Origin of the sequence: Burkholderia sp. 9779_493, assembly GCF_015712215.1 — a bacterium.
In the GTDB taxonomy this organism is placed as follows: Bacteria; Pseudomonadota; Gammaproteobacteria; order Burkholderiales; family Burkholderiaceae; genus Burkholderia; species Burkholderia cenocepacia.
In genome coordinates this window covers 291,383-310,664 of record NZ_JACCQA010000003.1, presented here as the reverse complement: position 1 = coordinate 310,664, position 19,282 = coordinate 291,383, and the positions used below count along the sequence as shown (strand labels likewise).

General features: G+C 67.7%; 20 protein-coding genes. 18 read left to right on the top strand and 2 right to left on the bottom strand.

Features of this window, described 5'->3' with window-relative positions; translation table 11 throughout:
• Positions 1-219 precede the first annotated feature (219 nt).
• The gene (locus tag H0X95_RS04515; protein ID WP_006489897.1) at positions 220-1,122 is read right to left on the bottom strand and encodes a LysR substrate-binding domain-containing protein; all 903 of its coding nucleotides are present in this window, start codon (positions 1,120-1,122) and stop codon (positions 220-222) included.
• 187 nt (positions 1,123-1,309) lie between these two features.
• Between H0X95_RS04515 and H0X95_RS04510 the strand changes: the two genes are divergently transcribed.
• From H0X95_RS04510 to H0X95_RS04490, 5 genes are all read left to right on the top strand, one after another.
• Positions 1,310-2,455 carry a metallophosphoesterase gene (locus tag H0X95_RS04510; RefSeq protein ID WP_058903255.1) on the top strand — a complete coding sequence of 382 codons (1,146 nt, stop codon included), beginning with the start codon at positions 1,310-1,312 and terminating at the stop codon, positions 2,453-2,455.
• 146 nt (positions 2,456-2,601) lie between these two features.
• Positions 2,602-3,201 carry an alpha-ketoglutarate-dependent dioxygenase AlkB family protein gene (locus H0X95_RS04505; protein ID WP_043205534.1) on the top strand — a complete coding sequence of 200 codons (600 nt, stop codon included), beginning with the start codon at positions 2,602-2,604 and terminating at the stop codon, positions 3,199-3,201.
• Between the two features lie 305 nt (positions 3,202-3,506).
• Complete coding sequence (locus H0X95_RS04500) at positions 3,507-3,713, top strand: hypothetical protein (protein WP_006489891.1); 207 nt, start codon at positions 3,507-3,509, stop codon at positions 3,711-3,713.
• A 340-nt stretch (positions 3,714-4,053) separates the two neighbouring features.
• Positions 4,054-4,533 carry a type 6 secretion system effector deamidase TecA gene (gene tecA / locus H0X95_RS04495; protein WP_006489887.1) on the top strand — a complete coding sequence of 160 codons (480 nt, stop codon included), beginning with the start codon at positions 4,054-4,056 and terminating at the stop codon, positions 4,531-4,533.
• Positions 4,534-4,808: 275 nt separating this feature from the next.
• Entirely contained in the window at positions 4,809-5,702 is an 894-nt protein-coding gene (locus H0X95_RS04490) for an IclR family transcriptional regulator (protein WP_006489889.1), read from the top strand.
• A gap of 108 nt (positions 5,703-5,810) precedes the next feature.
• Here the strand turns inward: H0X95_RS04490 and H0X95_RS04485 are convergent, their stop codons facing one another.
• Positions 5,811-6,890 (bottom strand): porin, encoded by a 1,080-nt coding sequence (locus tag H0X95_RS04485; protein ID WP_034202179.1) that lies wholly within the window; start codon positions 6,888-6,890, stop codon positions 5,811-5,813.
• 444 nt (positions 6,891-7,334) lie between these two features.
• Here H0X95_RS04485 and H0X95_RS04480 point away from each other — a divergent pair, with 444 nt between their 5' ends.
• From H0X95_RS04480 to H0X95_RS04420, 13 genes are all read left to right on the top strand, one after another.
• Positions 7,335-7,652 carry a non-heme iron oxygenase ferredoxin subunit gene (locus H0X95_RS04480; protein ID WP_006489883.1) on the top strand — a complete coding sequence of 106 codons (318 nt, stop codon included), beginning with the start codon at positions 7,335-7,337 and terminating at the stop codon, positions 7,650-7,652.
• Between the two features lies 1 nt (position 7,653).
• The gene (locus H0X95_RS04475; RefSeq protein ID WP_060211216.1) at positions 7,654-7,965 is read left to right on the top strand and encodes a recombinase-like helix-turn-helix domain-containing protein; all 312 of its coding nucleotides are present in this window, start codon (positions 7,654-7,656) and stop codon (positions 7,963-7,965) included.
• 52 nt (positions 7,966-8,017) lie between these two features.
• A complete protein-coding gene (locus H0X95_RS04470) occupies positions 8,018-9,088 on the top strand; it encodes an aromatic ring-hydroxylating dioxygenase subunit alpha (RefSeq protein WP_006489909.1) in 1,071 nt (356 codons plus the stop codon).
• Positions 9,081-9,851, top strand: coding sequence for an SDR family oxidoreductase (locus tag H0X95_RS04465; protein WP_006496926.1), 771 nt, complete (start codon positions 9,081-9,083; stop codon positions 9,849-9,851). The genes H0X95_RS04470 and H0X95_RS04465 overlap by 8 nt, the downstream gene beginning before the upstream one ends.
• Before the next feature lie 34 nt (positions 9,852-9,885).
• Positions 9,886-10,413, top strand: a complete 528-nt coding sequence (locus H0X95_RS04460; protein WP_006489904.1) for a cupin domain-containing protein — start codon at positions 9,886-9,888, stop codon at positions 10,411-10,413.
• An 18-nt stretch (positions 10,414-10,431) separates the two neighbouring features.
• Positions 10,432-11,328: an alpha/beta fold hydrolase gene (locus tag H0X95_RS04455; protein ID WP_006493862.1), complete on the top strand. Its 897-nt coding sequence runs from the start codon at positions 10,432-10,434 to the stop codon at positions 11,326-11,328.
• A 37-nt stretch (positions 11,329-11,365) separates the two neighbouring features.
• Positions 11,366-12,223, top strand: coding sequence for an IclR family transcriptional regulator (locus H0X95_RS04450; protein WP_006496928.1), 858 nt, complete (start codon positions 11,366-11,368; stop codon positions 12,221-12,223).
• Positions 12,220-13,017 (top strand): SDR family oxidoreductase, encoded by a 798-nt coding sequence (locus H0X95_RS04445; RefSeq protein WP_034202180.1) that lies wholly within the window; start codon positions 12,220-12,222, stop codon positions 13,015-13,017. The genes H0X95_RS04450 and H0X95_RS04445 overlap by 4 nt, the downstream gene beginning before the upstream one ends.
• Positions 13,010-14,677, top strand: a complete 1,668-nt coding sequence (locus H0X95_RS04440) for a thiamine pyrophosphate-binding protein (RefSeq protein WP_006496930.1) — start codon at positions 13,010-13,012, stop codon at positions 14,675-14,677. Before H0X95_RS04445 ends, H0X95_RS04440 begins: the two co-directional genes overlap by 8 nt.
• A complete protein-coding gene (locus H0X95_RS04435; RefSeq protein ID WP_034202181.1) occupies positions 14,670-15,497 on the top strand; it encodes an aspartate dehydrogenase in 828 nt (275 codons plus the stop codon). The genes H0X95_RS04440 and H0X95_RS04435 overlap by 8 nt, the downstream gene beginning before the upstream one ends.
• 72 nt (positions 15,498-15,569) lie before the next feature.
• Complete coding sequence (locus H0X95_RS04430; protein ID WP_006487205.1) at positions 15,570-17,060, top strand: aldehyde dehydrogenase; 1,491 nt, start codon at positions 15,570-15,572, stop codon at positions 17,058-17,060.
• 18 nt (positions 17,061-17,078) lie between these two features.
• Positions 17,079-18,041, top strand: a complete 963-nt coding sequence (locus H0X95_RS04425) for a VOC family protein (RefSeq protein ID WP_058903252.1) — start codon at positions 17,079-17,081, stop codon at positions 18,039-18,041.
• Positions 18,038-19,282 carry an NAD(P)/FAD-dependent oxidoreductase gene (locus tag H0X95_RS04420; protein ID WP_006487198.1) on the top strand — a complete coding sequence of 415 codons (1,245 nt, stop codon included), beginning with the start codon at positions 18,038-18,040 and terminating at the stop codon, positions 19,280-19,282. The genes H0X95_RS04425 and H0X95_RS04420 overlap by 4 nt, the downstream gene beginning before the upstream one ends.

The window sequence follows — 19,282 nt, the reverse complement described above, 5'->3', positions numbered from 1 at the left end:
AGGCCGGCGGTGGCCGCGCCGTCGGTCATGCCGGACGGTCCGGCCGCGTGTCGGCAGCGACGGCCGGAACGCCGCGATTTTGCCAGCCCAAGCTCGCGTAGGGTTGCTAACGGACTGTAAAGGATCGTCAGACGACATCACGCAGCGGAATTTGCGATGCCGACGCAGCGGAATCGGCGCGTAACACGCCGATTGCCCGTCGAACGCATGCGAATCCGCTCAGTCGGGCTGACCGCGCGCGTCCTCGACGAGCAGGTCGACGAGATCGCGCGCGAAGCGCGGCAGCGCATCGAGATCGGCGACGCAGATCTGCAACTGGCGCTCGGCCCAGTCGTCTTCGAGCGCGACGAGACGCAGCGCCATCGTCTTCGCATGACGGCGCGCGGTGCCTTCGGGCAGCACGCCGACGCCGACGTTCGCCTCGATCATCCGGCACGCGGTCTCGAAGTTGCTGACCTGGATGCGCCAGCGCAGCGTGCGCTGCACGTCGGCGGCCGCGCGTTTCAGGAACGCGTGGATCGCGCTCGCTTCGGGCAGGCCGATGAAGTCGTGGTCGAGCGTCGCGACGAACGGCGTCGATGCCAGGCCGGCGAGCGGATGCCCGAGCGCGGTCGCGAGCACGAGGCGGTCGCGCCGGTACGGCATCGCCTGCAGCCCGTCGGTGCGCACGTCGCCGGCGACGATGCCGATGTCGATCATGCCTTCCTGCACCGCGCGCACGATGTCGGGACTCAGCCGCTCCTGCATGTCGATCGTCACGTCCGGATGGTCGACGAGATAGTGTCGCAGCACGCCCGGCAGGAACTCGCTCATCGCCGTGGTGTTCGCGAACACGCGCACGTGGCCTTTCACGCCCGATGCATATTCCTGCAGGTCGCCGGTCAGTTGCTCGAGCTGGCGCAGCACGCGGCGCGCATGCGCGAGCAGCGTCTCGCCCGGCGCGGTCAGCGTGACGCCCTGGCTCGTGCGGCTCAGCAGCTTCACGCCGACCTGTTCCTCGAGGTGCTTGATGCGCGTGCTGGCGGCCGGCACCGACAGGTGCGCGCGTTCGGCGCCGCGCGTCAGGCTGTTCGCTTCCGCGATGTGCGTGAAAAGTTTGAGGTCGACGAGATCGAAGCGCATGGATCTGGCAGCGGGAGGATGGCCGATTATCGCGCGAAGCCGCACGGCGCGGCACCGTGAGGCGCGACCCGTCGTCGCGACCGGGATCTGTGTACCATCGTGCGTAGGGCGCGACGCGCCGCACCGGGCATCGCGGCCCGTGCGACGCAGGTCGTGGAAGCGGTCGTGCAACGAAGGTGAACGTTTCATGCGAAGTTTCTTTGTCCGGTTCATTGCAATCGGCGTGCTGTTCCATCTGTATGTCGGGATGCGCATCATTCCCGATGCGTTCGCGTCGCCGCTCGCACGGACGATCGCGGCGCTCGTGCTGGCGAGTTTCGTCGTGTTGATCCCGGTCGGCATGTTCTCGCGCCGCTTCGACGAAGGCTGGGCCGCGACGCTGGTCGGCTGGGCCAGCGCGCTCGCGATGGGCTTCTTCTCGTCGCTGCTGGTGCTGACGTTCGTGCGCGACATCGTGCTGCTCGGCGTGCTCGCGTGGCGCCATCTCGGACATGACGGCGCATGGAGCGGCGCCGCGCCCGACACGGCGCTCGGCGTGCTGGCGGCCGCGGTGCTCGTGACCGCGATCGGGTTCGTCGGCGCGCGCCGCACGGCGGCGGTCAAGCGCGTGTCGATTCCGATTGCCGGGCTGCCGGCCGCGCTGGACGGGCTGACGATCGTGCAACTGTCCGACATTCACGTCGGGCCGACGATCAAGCGGCCTTATATCGAACGGATCGTGCGCGCGGTCAATGCGCTCGACGCCGACCTGGTGGCCGTGACGGGCGATGTGGTGGACGGCTCCGTCAAGCGCCTGCGCGAACACACGGCGCCGCTCGGCCAGATGCGCTCGCGGCACGGCACCTTCCTCGTGACGGGCAACCACGAGTACTACGCAGGCGCGCATGCGTGGATCGACGAATTTCGCCGTATCGGGCTGACGGTGCTGCTGAACGAACACGTGCTGATCGAGCGCGGCGGCGCGCGCGCGGTGCTGGCGGGCGTGACCGACTTCACGGCGGGGGGCTTCGATCCCGCGCATCGCAGCGACCCCGCGCAGGCGCTGGCGGGTGCGCCGCGCGACGTCGGCACGAAGATCCTGCTCGCGCACCAGCCGCGCAGCGCGGAGGCGGCGAACCGCGCGGGCTTTACCGTGCAGTTGTCGGGGCATACGCATGGCGGCCAGTTCCTGCCGTGGCCGCCGTTCGTGCGGTTGCAGCAGCCGGTGATCGGCGGGCTGAACCGCTTCGGCGACATGTGGCTGTATACGAGCCGCGGCACGGGCTACTGGGGGCCGCCGAACCGCTTCGGCGTGCCGTCCGAGATCACGCTGATCCGGCTGACGCGCGGCTAGCGGAGGGCCGCGAGGCGAGACGCGTGCACCGCGGGGCGCGGCCGCGTTCTTTTCTTTCCACGTCGAATGACGGCGCATGGCGGCGCGCGGCGCCGTTGGCTAGTATGCAGGCATGCCTCGTTCGTTCCTCGCCCGTTCCTGCCGACATGTCGACGCCCGATCTTTTCGCTGATACGCCCGCGCCAGACGTGGACTGGTACCCGGACTGGCTTGCGCCGCCCGAAGCCGACCGCGCGCTGGCCACGCTGATCGACGAGGTCGCGTGGCGGCAGGACACGATCCGCACGCCGCGCGGACGCATTCCGTTGCCGCGGCTCACCGCGTGGCAGGGCGAACCGGATGCCGTGTACGTCTATTCGGGCATCCGCAACGTGCCGCAGCCATGGACGCCGGGCGTGCTTGCGCTCAAGCATGCAGTCGAGGCGACGTGCGGCGTGCGTTTCAACAGCGTGCTGCTCAATCGCTATCGCAACGGGCTGGACAGCCTCGGCTGGCACGCGGACAACGAACCCGAACTCGGCGACGCGCCGGTGATCGCGTCCGTGAGCCTCGGCGCGATGCGGATGTTCGATCTTCGCCATCGCACGACTGGCGCCACGCACGCGTACCGCCTCGTGCATGGCAGCCTGCTCGTGATGCGCGGCCGCACGCAGGCCGAATGGCAGCATCGCGTGCCGAAGGCGCCGGGCGTGCAGGGCGAACGCATCAACCTGACGTTCCGGCGCGTGTCGATGGCGGCCGAATAGATCGCGCCCCGTTTCGGTGATCCACGAAAGGCCAATGCAAGCAATTGGCCGCGCGTGCGGCACGTTGCCGCACGAACGCAAGGCGGGGCGGCCCGACGTGGCGCTCAGGCCCGTCCCGCAAGGCTTACAGATGGATTCGATCGACCGCCCGGTTCCGATAGGTGAGTGAAACCTCTGATGGTGCGTCGCAACAATTATTGACTAGACTGTGGAATGGCAGAAACGCGTCGGCAGACCGGCGCGCCCCTTTCGACATGCCTCCGTGCGCTGCCGATGCAGCGCGCAACGGGGCAGGAGCAAAACGCGTGACCGTACTCGACCCTTCCTTCGAACCCTCGCTGCACGTCTTCGAGCAAGACGGCGGATGGCAATGGGCGCTGACGGTGAAGCGGGCGACCGGCGTCGGCGTGAAAGTCGTGGCGTTCAGCCGCGAAGGCTTTCGCGGCGAAGCCGAGGCATACGCCGCCGGCCAGCTTGCCCGCGCCGAATATGACGACGCCGTGACGGCCTGACGCCGTCGCGGCGATCCCGCGCGGGGATCGTCTTCCTCGGTGCCGTCCGTTTCCGGACGGTGCTTTCCCGACCGTTTTCCGTTTTCGTTTTTCGCTGCGCGAGGCGATCGTCTGCCGGCGTTCGTCGCGCCAAATGATCCGTGCCGTTCGATGCTCGGGCATCGCGCCGACGATGCGACATGCGTGGCGCAAGCCCGCACGCGGACTCGCGGCATCCGAGTCAACGCGAACCACGCATGGTGCGAGCGCGGCTGGAAAATGCCGAGCCATATCGTAATAAGATATGAAGTTATCGCACCGGCGGGACGACGACGTCCCGCTTCCCTGAAAGGAGCTATCCGTGCAGCTGACCCAGTTAGGCGGGCATGTCGCCCAATCCGGCATCGCCGAACGGCAAAAACACGCGCAGGCGCTGATGTTCGGGATGGCGAACATCGACGAATACGTATCCCGCGGCGTCTGCTACGACGCCGCGGCCTATGTCCGCTATCTGCTGCGTGCCGACGCGCTGATCGCGCCCGATGCGCTGCTCGATACGGCCGGTCAATCGTGGAGGACGCGGTTCAACTTCGAAACCGGTGATCAGTGGGACGGGCGCGCGAGCATTCCGGCGGGCACCGCGGTCGGCTTCGCGCGCGGCGGCAATGTCTTTCATGCGGCGATTGCGGTCGGCGGCACCCGGATTCGCGCGATCAACGGCGGGCTGCTGGGCGCCGGATGGATGAATCCGGTCGACCTTGCACGGGCGCTGCAGCCGGATCCGGCCGGGGGTTTTACGTACGATCGCACGACCATTCGCGTCCATCTGTCGCGCCTGTAGGCGGGTCGGCATCCCGTCTCCCGCTCCGGCCACCGTGGCCCGGGCGCGCCGCGCGGCCGCCTTCCCGCCGTTCGGCGATTTCCGCATGGCGTCGCGCCGTCCAACGCTGCTATCCTCTCGACCTTGAATGACGCGTCATGGCGGCGTGGCCGCGCATGCTGCAGCGCGGCGCCGCGCGCCGGTGCGAGCCGGGGCGCGCACTGAGGTAGCATGACCGAATATCCACGACGATCGATGACCCGTTTCGTGACCGATTTCCTTCCGTCCATGTCCACATGGTCAAGACAACGATGAGCGATGCACCCGATCCGGCGGTGCCTGGCGACGACGAGTCGTCGGGCGGCGCTTCGTCCTATCTGGTGCCGGGGCTCGAACGCGGGCTGCGGATCCTCGCCGAATTCTCCGCGCGCGAGCCGGTGCTCGGCGCGCCCGAACTGTCGAAGCGCATCGGCATTCCGCGCACGACCACGTTCCGCCTGCTGCAGACGCTCGAGGCGCTCGGTTTCCTCGAACGCGTGAACGGCGACCGCTATTTCCGGCTCGGCGTCGGCGTGCTGCGGCTCGGCTTCGAATACCTGAATTCGCTCGAACTGACCGATCTCGGCACGCCCGTGCTCGAGCGGCTGCGCGATTCGACCGGCCTGTCGACGCACCTGCTGATCCGCGACCAGCGTGACGTGGTGTTCGTCGCGAAGGCGCAGAGCAATGCGTCGATGTTCGGTTCGGTGAAGGTGCACGTCGGCACGCGCCTGCCCGCGCATGCGACCGTGCATGGCCACGTGCTGATGGGCGACCTGACGCGCGACGCGCTGCGGCAGCTCTATCCGGAAAAGAAGCTCGAACAGTTCACCGAGCGCACGCCGGGCACCGTCGACGAGCTGTACGAACGCGTGCGTCATTACGCGCGGCTCGGCTATGCGGTCAGCGAGGCAGCGTTCGAGAGCGGCATTTCGGCCGTGACCGCGCCGGTGCGCGATCATTCGGGCTCGATCGTCGCGGCGATCACCGCGACGGTGCCGCGCTCGGAGATCGGCGAGGCCGGCGAGAAGGAGCGGCTCGTCGAAGCCGTGTGCGGTGCGGCGGTCGACCTGTCGCAACGATTGAACTATCGTCCGCTCGAAAGCGACCCGACGTTCGCGCATGCACGCCACAAGGTCGCGATGTTCTGACGCACGTGCATCGATCCGGCCGCGGTGCGCGGCATCGCAAACGACGAGAGCGGCCCGCGGGCCGCTCTCGTCGTTTTCCGGCACCGCACGCGCGGTGCGCAAACCTGCTCAGAACGAGTGATGGATGCCGGTCAGCACGATCACCTGGTTCGCGGTGCTCGACACGCCGGCCGTGAAGAACGCGGCCTTCGCACCGCCCGAACCGTGTTCATAAAGCACGTTCGCATACAGCTGCGTGCGCTTCGACAACGCGTAGATGTCGCCGAGTTCGACCTGCGTCCAGCGGCGGCCGGCCAGCGTCGTGGTCGCCGCGCCGCCCGCGATCGTGTTGAACGCGCTGCTGCGGTAGTTCACACCCGCGTCGTAGCTCTGGAACGTGTCGGAAAACCCGTTCGACTGCATCTTCACGCGCGTGTAGAGGCCGTGCACGAGGAAGTCGCCGATCTGGTACGACGCGCCCGCGCCGATGTTCTCGACCTTGTTCGCAAGGTAACCGTTCGCGGTGTTCTGCCCCTGGAACGATGTGATGCCCGTCTGGCTGATCAGGATCGCGCGGTCGTGCTCGTTCGAGTAGACGGCCGACGCCTTGAACGGCCCGTTCACGTAGTTCAGCGCGACGCCGACCGATTTGCCGGTCGAGAAGTTCGTCGTGTTGCCGAGCGCGAGCGTCGCCGCGGCCGAGAAGCCCGCGAAGGTCGGTGAACGGTACTTGACCGAATTGTTGTACGGCACGTTGCCGGTCGCGGCGAGCCCGTCGATGTTGCCCGGGTGGAACGCAAACCAGCTCATCGCGAGGTACGCCGTGCTGAGCGGATCGAGATAGTCGAACGTCAGCGGCGTCTGGCGGCCGAGCGTCAGCGTGCCGTAGCGCTCCGAACTCAGGCCGACGAACGCCGCGCGGTTCCAGATCGTGTTCGCGGTCGCGAACTGGCCGTTGTTCGTATAGAAGCCGTTTTCCAGCTGGAAGATCGCGGACAGCCCGCCGCCGAGATCTTCCTTGCCCTTCAGGCCCCACCGGTCGGGCTGCGTATTGCCCTGGATCATCGCCCACTTCGCGTGGCCGCCGACGTTGTTCACGTACGCGACCCCCGCATCCATGCTGCCGTACAGCACCACGCTGCTCTGCGCCCACGCGCCCGACGCGGCGCCCATTCCGATGACTGCCGCTGCTACCGCATGCTTGACCATTTTGTCTCCTGACTCTCCAACCTGATGAATACGTGTCGTGACGGCCTGCGCGGGGACGGCCGGCCGTCGCGCATGTTCATCGCCGCATGGGCATTCGTATGTTCCATATAAGGAACAATGTGCCTTTGATGGAATGGAGTATAGAGGCGCTGAGCGCCGGATCAAAAATAAATTTTTCGGGACGGATGGGCGCGGTGCCGACGCCCGGCAACCCGGCGAGATGTCTCGAAAAAGCCGATAAATCCCCGTCGAATAACAAAAAATTACATTCGATCAGGTAGGCGAAAGGGTGCGTCGACCTGACGGTCGGTGTTTTCCCTAGGACATGCAGCTTTTTGTTTTACTCGTGGAAAGTCGCTCCTATAATCACCATCCATAAACTGCTGTTCCGGATATGGAACAAATCGGAACAAACCGAGAGTCGATCAGAAGGAAGGGTGTGAGATGTCTGAACAATGGATTTGCGCCGGTCACGCCGGCGCGCTGTCGGAAGACACGCCGATCGAGTTCAAGCGGACCGACGGCGTGGAAATCGGGATCTACCGCGTCGGCGACGACGTGTATGCGCTCGAGAACGTGTGCCCGCATGCGTACGCGCTGCTGACGCAGGGGTTCGTCGACGAAGGCACGGTCGAATGCCCGCTGCACGAGGCCGTGTTCGACATCAAGACGGGCGAATGCCTGAAGGGTCCGGGCGGGCGCGCGCTGAAGCAGTACGCGGTGCGCCTCGCCGGCGAGGAAATCCAGATCAAGGTGGAATGACATGAAAGAAGCGACCGTCAACTTCAATCCCTTCCTGAAGCCGTGGGTGGCGCCGCAGCCGAACAACATCGCGGGCAAGGGGCAGATCGAAATCCCCGGCCAGGTCGAGAACCAGGTCTGGCAGAACCGCAAGGCCGCACCCACGCAGTACGAGAACGACCTCGGCGATGCGCTCGAACGCGTGTTCGAGAGCGGCGCGACCGAGCTGGACGATGTCGTCGCGGGCCTGAACCGCATCGGCTTCCGCGCGCCGGACGGCACCGCGTGGACCGCGGCGCGCTTTCGCGCCGAAATGGCCTCGCTGGCGGAATGAGCGCGCGCCGCGTGACCGCCGACCCGACGACAACCGAATCCGGAGCACACTGATGACGTCCCCCGACCAACACGAAGCCCAACACGACCCGGTCCGTGACTATCTCGACCGCGGCATCAAGAACTACTGGTATCCCGTCGCACCGAGCTGGCAGGTGTCGAATGCACCGGTCGGCCTCACGCGCCTGTCCGAGCAGATCGTGCTGTGGCGCGATCACGACGGCAAGGTCCACGCACTGGAAGACCGTTGCCCGCACCGCGGCGCGCGCCTGTCGCTCGGCTGGAACCTCGGCGGCAACATCGCGTGCTGGTATCACGGCATCGAAGTCGACGGCGGCGGCACGGTCAATCGCGTGCCGGCGGTGTCGAACTGTCCGCTCGAAGGCACGAAGTGCGTGAAGTCGTATCCGGTCGAAGAGAAGGCCGGCGCGATCTTCCTGTGGTTCGGCGACGAAGCGCACGGCGAGCCGGCGCCGCTGAACCTGCCGGAAGAACTGGTCGCCGAAGAGTATGGCCACTTCCTGTGCGTATCGAACTGGAAGTGCAATTACCAGTACGCGATCGACAACGTGATGGACCCGATGCACGGCGCGTATCTGCACGCGACGTCGCACTCGATGGCCGAAGGCGACAAGCAGGCCGACATGCGCGTGCGCAAGACCGAAACGGGGCTGATGTTCGAGAAGATCGGCCAGCGCGACGTGAACTTCGACTGGGTCGAGCTCGGCGAAACGGGCTGCCTGTGGATGCGTCTCGCGATTCCGTACAAGCAGAAGTTCGGCCCCGGCGGCAACTTCGGGATCATCGGCTTCGCGACGCCGGTCGACGGCGACCACTGCCAGGTCTATTTCTGGCGTACCCGCAAGGTCAGCGGCTGGCAGCGCGACGTGTGGCGCTTCATGTACCGCAACCGCCTCGAGGGTCTGCACTGGGACGTGCTCGAGCAGGATCGCTACGTCCTCGAAAGCCTCGCGCCGCATGCGCGCGATCACGAATACCTGTACCAGCACGACGTCGGCATCACGCGTGTGCGCCGGATGCTGCGCCAGCGTGCGCAGGAACACCTGTCCGCGCTCGACGCGCATCGTGCGGCGCATGCCGCCGCGGAGCCCGCGAATGGCTGAGCTCGCTCCGGTCGTCGCGCTGCCCGGTCGCCGCGTGCTCGTCACGGGCGGCGCGCGCGGTCTCGGCGCCGCCTTCGTGAAGGCGCTGGTCGAAGCGGGCGCGCAGGTCGCGTTCGGCGACGTGCTCGCGCAAGAGGGCCGCGCGCTGGCCGCGCAGCTCACGCAAGCCGGCCACACCGCGCATTTCTTCGCACTCGACCTCGCCGATCCGGCCAGCATCGACGCATTCGTCGCGCAGGGCGCGGCGGCGCTCGGCGGCCTCGACGCGCTGATCAACAACGCGGCGATCACGAACTCGGGCGGCAAGCTGTCGACGGAGCTCGACGTGTCGACGTGGGACGCCGTGATGAACGTGAACGTGCGCGGCGTATGGCTCGTCAGCAACGCGGCGCTGCCGCACCTCGCGCGGTCGGGTCGCGGCGCAATCGTGAATCTTGCGTCGGACACCGCGCTGTGGGGCGCGCCGAAGCTGCTCGCGTACGTCGCGAGCAAGGGCGCGGTGATCGCGATGACGCATGCGCAGGCGCGTGAGTTCGGCGCGCACGGCGTGACGGTCAACGCGATCGCGCCGGGGCTGACCGAAGTCGAGGCGACCGCGTACGTGCCGGCGGAACGCCATGCGTTCTACCTGCAGGGCCGTGCGCTGACACGCGCGCAGGTGCCCGACGACGTGACGGGCCCGGTGCTGTTCCTGCTGTCGGACGGCGCGCGCTTCGTGACGGGCCAATTGCTGCCGGTCAACGGCGGCTTCGTAATGAACTGAATTGCAGTTTTCACTCGGAATGAAGGAGAGGACGATGGCGGACGCCGATCTCGAACGCAAGTCGTGGGACCAGCCGGAAGGCGCAAGCTTCAACGACTGGATGGAAGGGCGCGTCGCGCGCTATGCGACGCGGCGCTACGACTGGGACGCGCTGAAGTTCCAGGCCGATTACGACCCGAAGTACCGCCGTGCGCAGATGCGCTATGTCGGCACGGGCGGCACGGGCGTCGCGAAGGACGTCAACACGGTGCCGGCCGGCAACTTCACGTTCTCGACGATGGTCATCCCGGCCGGCAACATCGGCCCGAGCCACATCCATATCGACGTCGAGGAAATCTTCTTCGTGCTGCGCGGCAAGATGAAGGTGATCTGCGAGCGCGACGGCGAGACGTGGGAAGCGATCCTCGGCGAGCGCGACCTGATCTCGGTGCCGCCGGGCGTGTATCGCACGGAAATCAACATCGGCGAGGAAGATGCGCTGATGTGCGTGATGCTCGGTTCGTCGAAGCCGATCACGCCGACGTATCCGCCCGATTCGCCGCTCGCGAAGATCAAGCGTTGAGACGGAGCGGGTGAAGCAATGAGTGTCATCGACAAACGTGAACGCGACCGCACCGCGGCGTTCGCCGCGCTGCTCGGGCAGTTTCCCGAGCAGCGTTGCGCGGCCGGCGCGGCGGGCACGATCGGTTATCGCGAGGCCGGCGCGCAGCATGCGGGCCGCGCGCTGCCCGTCGTGCTGCTGCACGGGATCGGCTCGGGCGCCGCGTCGTGGGTCCGCCAGCTCGACACGCTGGGCGCATCGCGGCGCGTGCTCGCGTGGGATGCGCCCGGTTACGGCGTGTCGACGCCCGTGCACGGCGCGTCGCCGGCCGCCGCCGATTACGCGGCAGCGCTGAACGCGTGGCTCGAGGCACTCGGCATCGAACGCTGCGTCCTGGTCGGCCATTCGCTCGGCGCGATCATCGCGGGCGGTCTCGCCCGCGTGACGCCCGCGCAAATCGCCGGCCTGCTGCTGGTGTCGCCCGCGGGCGGCTACGGCAGCGCACCGGCCGAGACCCGCGAAGCGCGCCGCGACGCACGGCTCGCGATGCTCGCGGAACTCGGCCCGGCCGGGCTCGCCGAGCAGCGCAGCGGCAACATGCTGTCCGGTTTCGCGAACGAGGAGGCAAAGGCATGGGTGCGCTGGAACATGGCGCGCATCGTGCCGGCCGGCTATGCGCAGGCCACGCATCTGCTCGCGAACGCCGATCTCGCGGCCGATCTCGCCGGCTTCCGGGGCCGCACGGCCGTGGCCGTCGGCGCGAACGACGCGATCACGCCACCCGCCGCGTGCGAGCGGATCGCCGCGGCCGCGCACGTCGGGCTGCAGGTGATTCCGCAGGCAGGGCACGCCGGCTATGTGGAAGCGCCGGCCGCGTATTCCGCGCTGATCGACTCGTTCTGCCGGCAGTGCGATACGCAGTGGGGGCTGGCATGAAGTCCCCCACGCTCACCTTGGTTCGCGGGAGGCATAAATGAGCGAACCGCTGCAACAAAACGAATCCGAAAACGCGAAGGCCGAAGCCAGCTACGTGGTGCCGGGCCTCGAACGCGGGTTGCGGATTCTCGCCGAATTCTCGCCGCGCGAGCCCGTGCTCGGCGCGCCCGAACTGTCGAAGCGGCTCGGCATTCCGCGCACGACGGTGTTCCGTCTGCTGCAGACGCTCGAATCGCTCGGCTTTCTCGAACGCGCGGACAAGGATCGCAACTACAAGCTCGGCATCGCGGTGCTGCGGCTCGGCTTCGAATACCTGAGCTCGCTGGAGCTGACCGATCTCGGCCTGCCGGTGATCGAAAGCCTGCGCGATGCGACAGGCTTCACGACGCACATCGTGATCCGCGACGGCCGCGACGTGGTGTTCGTCGCGAAGGCGCAGAGCCAGTCGCCGGTGTTCAGTTCGATCCGCGTGAACGTCGGCACCCGGCTGCCCGCGCATGCAACGACACACGGCCACGTGCTGATGGGCGACCTGTCGCTGAAGGAACTGCATGCGCTGTATCCGGAAGGCGTGCTGAACCGGATGACGAGCGCGACGCCGGAAACGGTCGACGCGCTGTACGAAGTGATCCGCGAGGATGCGCTGCGCGGCTACGGCGTCAGCAATTCGTCGTTCGAGCGCGGGATCTCGGTCGTCACGGCGCCGGTGCGCAACGAGACGCAGAAGATCGTCGCTTGCATCACGGTGACGGTGCCGCGTCCGGAGATCGACGCGGCGCTGATCGCGGACGGGCTGATCGACAAGGTGCAGCGCGCGGCGGCGGAACTGTCGCGGCGGCTGAATTACCGCTCGGATGACGAGCACACGTTTCTCAAAGCTTTAGGACTCCGATGATCCAGATCGATCTGAGCGGGCAAGTGGCGGTGGTGACGGGCGGTTCGTCCGGCATCGGACTCGCGACAGCCGAACGGTTTCTGCAGGCAGGCGCGTCGGTCGCGATCTGCGGCCGCGACGACGAACGCCTTGCACGCGCCGAGACGATGCTGCGCGGCAAGTATGCGGATGCACGACTGCTGGCCACGCGCTGCAACGTGCTCGACGAAGCCGACGTGACCGCGTTCGCGCAAGCGGTATCCGCGCGTTTCGGCCGCGCCGACATGCTAGTCAACAACGCCGGCCAGGGTCGTGTCTCGACCTTTGCCGACACGACCGACGACGCCTGGCGCGAAGAACTCGAACTGAAGTACTTCAGCATCATCCGCCCGACGCGCGCATTCCTGCCGCTGCTGCGCGATGCGGCTGCGCCGACGATCACCTGCGTGAACTCGCTGCTCGCGCTGCAGCCGGAGCCGCACATGGTCGCGACGTCGTCGGCGCGTGCCGGCGTGCTGAGTCTCGTGAAGTCGCTCGCGACCGAACTGGCGCCGCAGCGCATCCGCGTGAACTCGATCCTGATCGGCATCGTCGAGTCGGGGCAGTGGCGCCGCCGCTATGACACGCAGGCGCAGCCCGGCGAAAGCTGGGAGGACTGGACGGGCGCGCTCGCCCGCAAGAAGAACATTCCGCTGAACCGCTTCGGCAAGCCTGACGAGGCGGCCTGGGCACTTTTTTATCTCGCAACGCATCTGTCGTCCTACACGACGGGCAGCCATATCGACGTTTCTGGAGGCTTTGCACGCCATGTCTAAAAAAACCACGGTTGGCGAGCTGATTGCCGCCTTTCTCGAGCAGTGCGGCGTGAAAACCGCATTCGGTGTCATCTCGATCCACAACATGCCGATCCTCGACGCGATCAATTCGCGCGGCAACATCCGGTATGTCGGTGCGCGCGGCGAAGCGGGTGCGCTGAACATGGCCGACGGGCTGGCCCGCGTGTCGGGCGGCCTCGGCGTCGCATTCACGAGCACGGGCACGGCGGCCGGCAACGCGGCCGGCGCGATGGTCGAGGCGCTGACGGCCGGCACCGCGCTGCTGCACGTGACCGGGCAGATCGAGACACCGTATCTCGACCAGGATCTCGCGTACATCCACGAAGCGCCCGACCAATTGTCGATGCTCGACTCGATCTCGAAGGCCGCGTTCCGCGTGCGCACCGTCGAAACCGTGCTGCCGACGATCCGCGAAGCCGTGCGCATCGCGCAGACCGCGCCGACGGGCCCCGTGTCGGTCGAGATTCCGATCGACATCCAGGCGGCCGAAATCGAATGGCCGGAAGACCTCGCGCCCGCCCACGTCGCGGTGCGCGAGCACGACACCGCCCGCGTCGCGAAGCTCGCCGACGCGCTCGCGGCCAAGCGCCGCCCGCTGCTGTGGCTCGGCGGCGGGGCACGCCATGCACGCGAGGAAGTCGAACGCCTCGTGAAGCTCGGCTTCGGCGTCGTGACGAGCGTGCAGGGCCGCGGCGTGCTGCCGGAAGATCATCCGGCGACGCTCGGCGCGTTCAACGTGCATGCGTCCGTCGAGGCGTTCTACAAGACCTGCGACGCGCTCGTCGTGGTCGGCTCGCGCCTGCGCGGCAACGAAACGCTGAAGTACAAGCTCGCGCTGCCGCAGCCGCTGTTCCGCGTCGATGCCGATGCGCTCGCCGACAACCGCGGCTATCGCAACGCGCTGTTCGTGCACGGCGATTCGAAGCGCGTGCTGGCCGAACTGGCCGACCGCCTCGAAGGCCGCCTGTCGGTCGATCCGCGGTTCGCGTCCGATCTCGCGGCGGCCCGCGAGGAAGCGGTGGCCGACGTGTCGAAGGGCCTCGGGCCGTACAAGAAGCTCGTCGACACGCTGCAGGGCGTGGTGGGCCGCGACTACAACTGGGTGCGCGACGTGACGATCTCGAACAGCACGTGGGGCAACCGCCTGCTGAAGATCTTCGAGCCGCGCTCGGGCGTGCATGCGCTCGGCGGCGGCATCGGCCAGGGTATCCAGATGGGCATCGGCGCGGCGCTCGCGGGCACGGCGGCGAAGACGGTCTGCCTCGTCGGCGACGGCGGCCTGATGGTCAACGTCGGCGAGCTCGTGACGGCCGTGCAGGAAAACGCGAACGTGATGATCGTGCTGATGAACGACCAGTGCTACGGCGTGATCCGCAACATCCAGGACGCGCACTACGGCGGCCGCCGTTGCTTCGTGCAGCTGCACCAGCCCGATTTCGCGCAGTTCTGCGCGAGCTTCGGCCTCACGCACTACCGGATCACGTCGCTCGACCAGGCCGAAGCGATCGTGCGCGAAGGGATGGCGAAGGAAGGGCCGGTGATGGTCGAGGTCGACATGCTGTCGGTCGGTTCGTTCGCGTCGAACTTCGCGGGGCCGCCGGTGAAGAAGGAAGCGCCGACGGAGCGCCAGTATGCATAACGGCCAGAAGCGCGCGCACGCGCCCGTCGACGTCGCGATGATCGGCTTCGGCGCGATCGGCGCGGCCGTGTACCACGCGGTCGAGCACGATGCGTCGCTGCGCGTCGCGCACGTGATCGTGCCGGCACACCAGCGCGCGGCTGTGCAGGGCGAGCTCGGCGACGCGGTGGAGGTCGTGTCGTCGGTCGACGCGCTGGCCCGCCGCCCCGAGTTCGCGCTCGAATGCGCGGGCCACAGCGCGCTCGTCGATCACGTCGTGCCGCTGCTGAAGGCCGGCACCGACTGCGCGGTCGCATCGATCGGCGCGCTGTCCGATCTCGCGCTGCTCGACGTGCTGTCGCAGGCCGCCGACGAAGGCGGCACGACGGTGACGCTGCTGTCGGGTGCGATCGGCGGCATCGACGCGCTGGCGTCCGCGAAGCAGGGCGGCCTCGACGAAGTGCTGTACGTCGGCCGCAAGCCGCCGCTCGGCTGGCTCGGCACGCCGGCCGAGGAATTGTGCGACCTGCGCGCGATGACCGGAGAAAAGGTGATCTTCGAAGGCACTGCACGCGACGCCGCGCGGCTGTATCCGAAGAACGCGAACGTCGCGGCGACGGTCGCGCTCGCGGGCCTCGGTCTCGACGCGACGCACGTGCGCCTGATCGCCGATCCGGCGGTGGCGCGCAACGTGCATCGCATCACCGCACGCGGCGCGTTCGGCGAGATGTCGCTGGAAATGAGCGGCAAGCCGCTGCCCGACAACCCGAAGACGTCCGCGCTGACGGCGTACAGCGCGATTCGCGCGCTGCGCAACCGCGCGGCCCGCTGCGTGATCTGACCGGACCATCGAGCGTCCGCCCGCGCCACGGCGAGGGCGGACGTGCAGAGACAGATTTGTGGGACTTGTGACATGACTCCTTTCGATACGCGCCTCGTACCCGACGGCAACATCCTGATCGGCGGCGAGTGGCGGCGCGGCCGTGGCGCGCCTTACACGAGCATCTATCCGGCCGACCAGTCGGTGAACATGGAAGTGTCGACGGCGAACGCGGAAGACGCGGCCGACGCCGTCGTGGCGGCCGACGCCGCATGGCGCCGCGCCGACTGGGCCGGGCTGAAGCCGCACCTGCGCGCGCAGGTGCTGTACCGCATCGCCGACCTGATCATGCAGCGCCACGAAGCGCTCGCGAACCTGCAGCGCCGCGACAACGGCAAGCCGATCGGCGAGACGCGCGTGCTGGTGGCCAGCGCCGCGAACACGTTCCGCTACTTCGCGGCCTGCCTCGAGACGCTCGATGAAGAACTGACGCCGTCGCGCGGCGACTACCTGACGATGAGCGTGTACGAGCCGATCGGCGTGATCGCCGCGATCACGCCGTGGAATTCGCCGATCGCGTCCGACGCGCAGAAACTCGCCCCCGCGCTGGCCGGCGGCAACGCGGTGGTGCTCAAGCCGGCCGAGGTCACGCCGCTCGTATCGCTCGCGCTGGCGCGCATCTGCGAGGAAGCCGGCGTGCCGAAGGGCGTGCTGAGCGTGCTGCCGGGCAAGGGCTCGGTGATCGGCGACGTGCTCGTGCGTCATCCGCTGGTGAAGAAGGTGTCGTTTACCGGCGGCACCGAGGTTGGCCGCGGTATCGCGCGCATCGCGGCCGAGAAGCTGATGCCGGTGTCGCTCGAACTCGGCGGCAAGTCGCCGACGATCGTGTGCGACGACGCCGATCTCGATCACGCGGTCAACGGCGTGCTGTACGGCATCTTCAGCTCGTCGGGCGAAGCCTGCATCGCCGGTTCGCGGCTGTTCGTGCAGCGCGCGGTGTACGACGCATTCATGCAGCGCCTGGTGGCGGGCGCCCGCAAGCTGCGCGTGGGCGACCCGACGCGGCCCGACACGCAGATGGGCCCGCTGATCACCGCGAAGCATCGCGAGTCGGTCGAACGCTACGTCGCGCTCGGGCTGGAAGAAGGCGGCCGCCTGCTGTGCGGCGGCGAGCGGCCGGCGGGCGACGGGCGCGAGAACGGCTTCTTCTATCAGCCGACGATTCTCGAAGGCTTGCCGAACAGCGCGCGCATTTGCCAGGAGGAAATCTTCGGGCCGGTGCTGGTCGCGATGCCGTTCGACGACGAAGCATCGCTGATCGCGCAGGCGAACGACAGCGTGTTCGGCCTCGCGGCCGGCATCTGGACGCGCGACTACAAGCGCGCATGGCGCATCGCGCGGGCACTCGAGACGGGCACCGTCTGGATCAACACGTACAAGCTGTTCTCGATCTCCACGCCGTTCTCGGGCTGGAAGGAGAGCGGGATGGGGCGCGAGAAGGGGCGTCTCGGCATCCGCGAATACATGCAGCAGAAGAGCCTCTACTGGGGCTTGAACGACGCGCCGCTGCCGTGGGCGAACTGAGCGAAGGGGAATGACGCAATGAGCATCTTGGGAATCGAGCAGATCACGTACGGTGTCGACGACCTCGCCACCTGCCGGCGCTTTTTCGCCGACTGGGGGATGAAGGAAGTCGCGCACGACGGCACGCGCGCCCGCTTCGAAACGCTGAACGGCTGCACCGTGCTGGCCGTCAAGGCCGACGATCCGGCGCTGCCGCCGGCGTTCGAGGCCGGTCCGACGCTGCGTGAAGTCACGTGGGGCGTCGCGACGCAGGCCGAACTCGACGCGCTGCGCACGAAGCTCGCCGGCCAGCCCGGCTATTACGCACAGGACGATGCGGTCGGCTGCATCGATCCGAACGGGATGGCGATTCGCGTCGAAGTCACGCGCAAGCGCGCACTCGACATCGCGGGCTCGCCGTCGAACGTGTGGGGCCAGACGCTGCGCGTCGACCAGCCGAGCCCGGTCTATGCGCGCGCGGAGCCGGTCGAGGTCGGGCACGTCGTGTTCTTCACGAACTGCCTCGACGCGCAGGAAAAGTTCTATCACGAACTGCTCGGCTTCGAGACGTCGGATCGTTACCCGGGCCGCGGCGCATTCATGCGCTGCGCGCCGCACGGCGGCCATCACGACCTGTTCCTGCTCGCGCTGCCGAACGGAAAACGCGGCCTGAACCACGTCGCGTTCACCGTGCGCGACATCCACGAAGTGTTCGGCGGCGGCATGCACATCGACCGCTGCGGCTGGGAAACGCAGCTCGGCCCGGGGCGTCATCCGGTGTCATCCGCGTACTTCTGGTACTTCCAGAACCCGGCCGGCGGCCTGATCGAGTATTACGCGGACGAAGACGTGCTCACGCCCGAATGGCAGCCGCGCGAATTCGAGCCGGGCCCGACCGTGTTCGCCGAATGGGCCGTCGACGGCGGCCTCGACGGCAATACGCGCCGGCAGAAGAACGCGAAGGCGCCGGAAGGCAAGTTCATGACGGAGCGCAAATCATGAGCGAAACGAACGCGCGGGAAGCGGCCGCGCCGGCCACGGTCGTCGTGATCGGCGGCGGCCAGGCCGCCGGCTGGGTGTTGAAGACGTTGCGCGCCGAAGGATACGCAGGCCGTCTCGTGATGATCGCCGACGAGCCGCATCTGCCGTACGAGCGCCCGCCGCTGTCGAAGGCCGTGCTGGCCGGCGACGCGGATATCGAAACCGTGCGCGTCGTGCGTCCCGACGAATTCGACGCGCTGAACGTCGAAGCATGGCAGCCGGAACGTGCGGCCTCCATCGACCGTGCACGCCGCGTGGTGAAAACCGAAAGCGGCCGCGAGATCGAATACGACCGGCTCGTGATCGCGACCGGCGGTACGTCGCGTCGTTTGCCCGATGCGCTCGTCAATACGCCGAACCTGCATTACCTGCGCACGCTCGACGAAGCGGCCGCACTCGGCGAGAAGCTGCGCGCGAGCCGGCGCGTGCTCGTGATCGGCGGTGGCTGGATCGGCCTCGAAGTCGCGGCGACCGCGCGCAAGCTCGGCGTCGAAGCCGTGGTCGTCGAAGGCGCGCCGCGCCTGTGTGGCCGCTCGGTGCCGCAGATCGTGTCCGACTTCCTGCTCGACCTGCATCGTTCGAACGGCGTCGACGTGCGGACGGGTGCCGCGCTCGCGTCGCTCGACCCGCGGCCGGACGACGCGTCGAAGGTGCGCGCGACGCTCGCCGACGGCACGACGATCGACGCCGATTTCGCGGTGGCCGGCATCGGCCTCGCGCTCAACGCATCGCTCGCGAGCGACGCGGGGCTCGCGGTCGACGACGGCATCGTCGTCGACGAATACGGCGCGACGAGCGACCCGGCGATCTTCGCGTGCGGCGACGTCGCGAACCATCACAACGGCTGGCTGAAGCGGCGCGTGCGGCTCGAATCGTGGGCCAACGCGCAGAACCAGGCGATCGCGGCGGCGAAGGCCGTGCTCGGCGTGCGCGCACCGTACGCGGAGATTCCGTGGTTCTGGTCCGATCAGTACGACGTGAACCTGCAGATCCTGGGCGATCTGCCGGCCGATGCGCAGCTCGTCGTGCGCGGCGATCTCGCCGCGCGTCGTGCGACGCTGTTTTTTGTCGGCGACGGACATGTGAGAGGTGTCATCGCCGTGAACAACGCGCGTGAGCTGAAACTCGCGCGCAAGTGGATGAACCAGGGCCGGGCAGTGGATACGGAAGCCCTGGCAGACACGACCCAAGCGCTTGCCTGA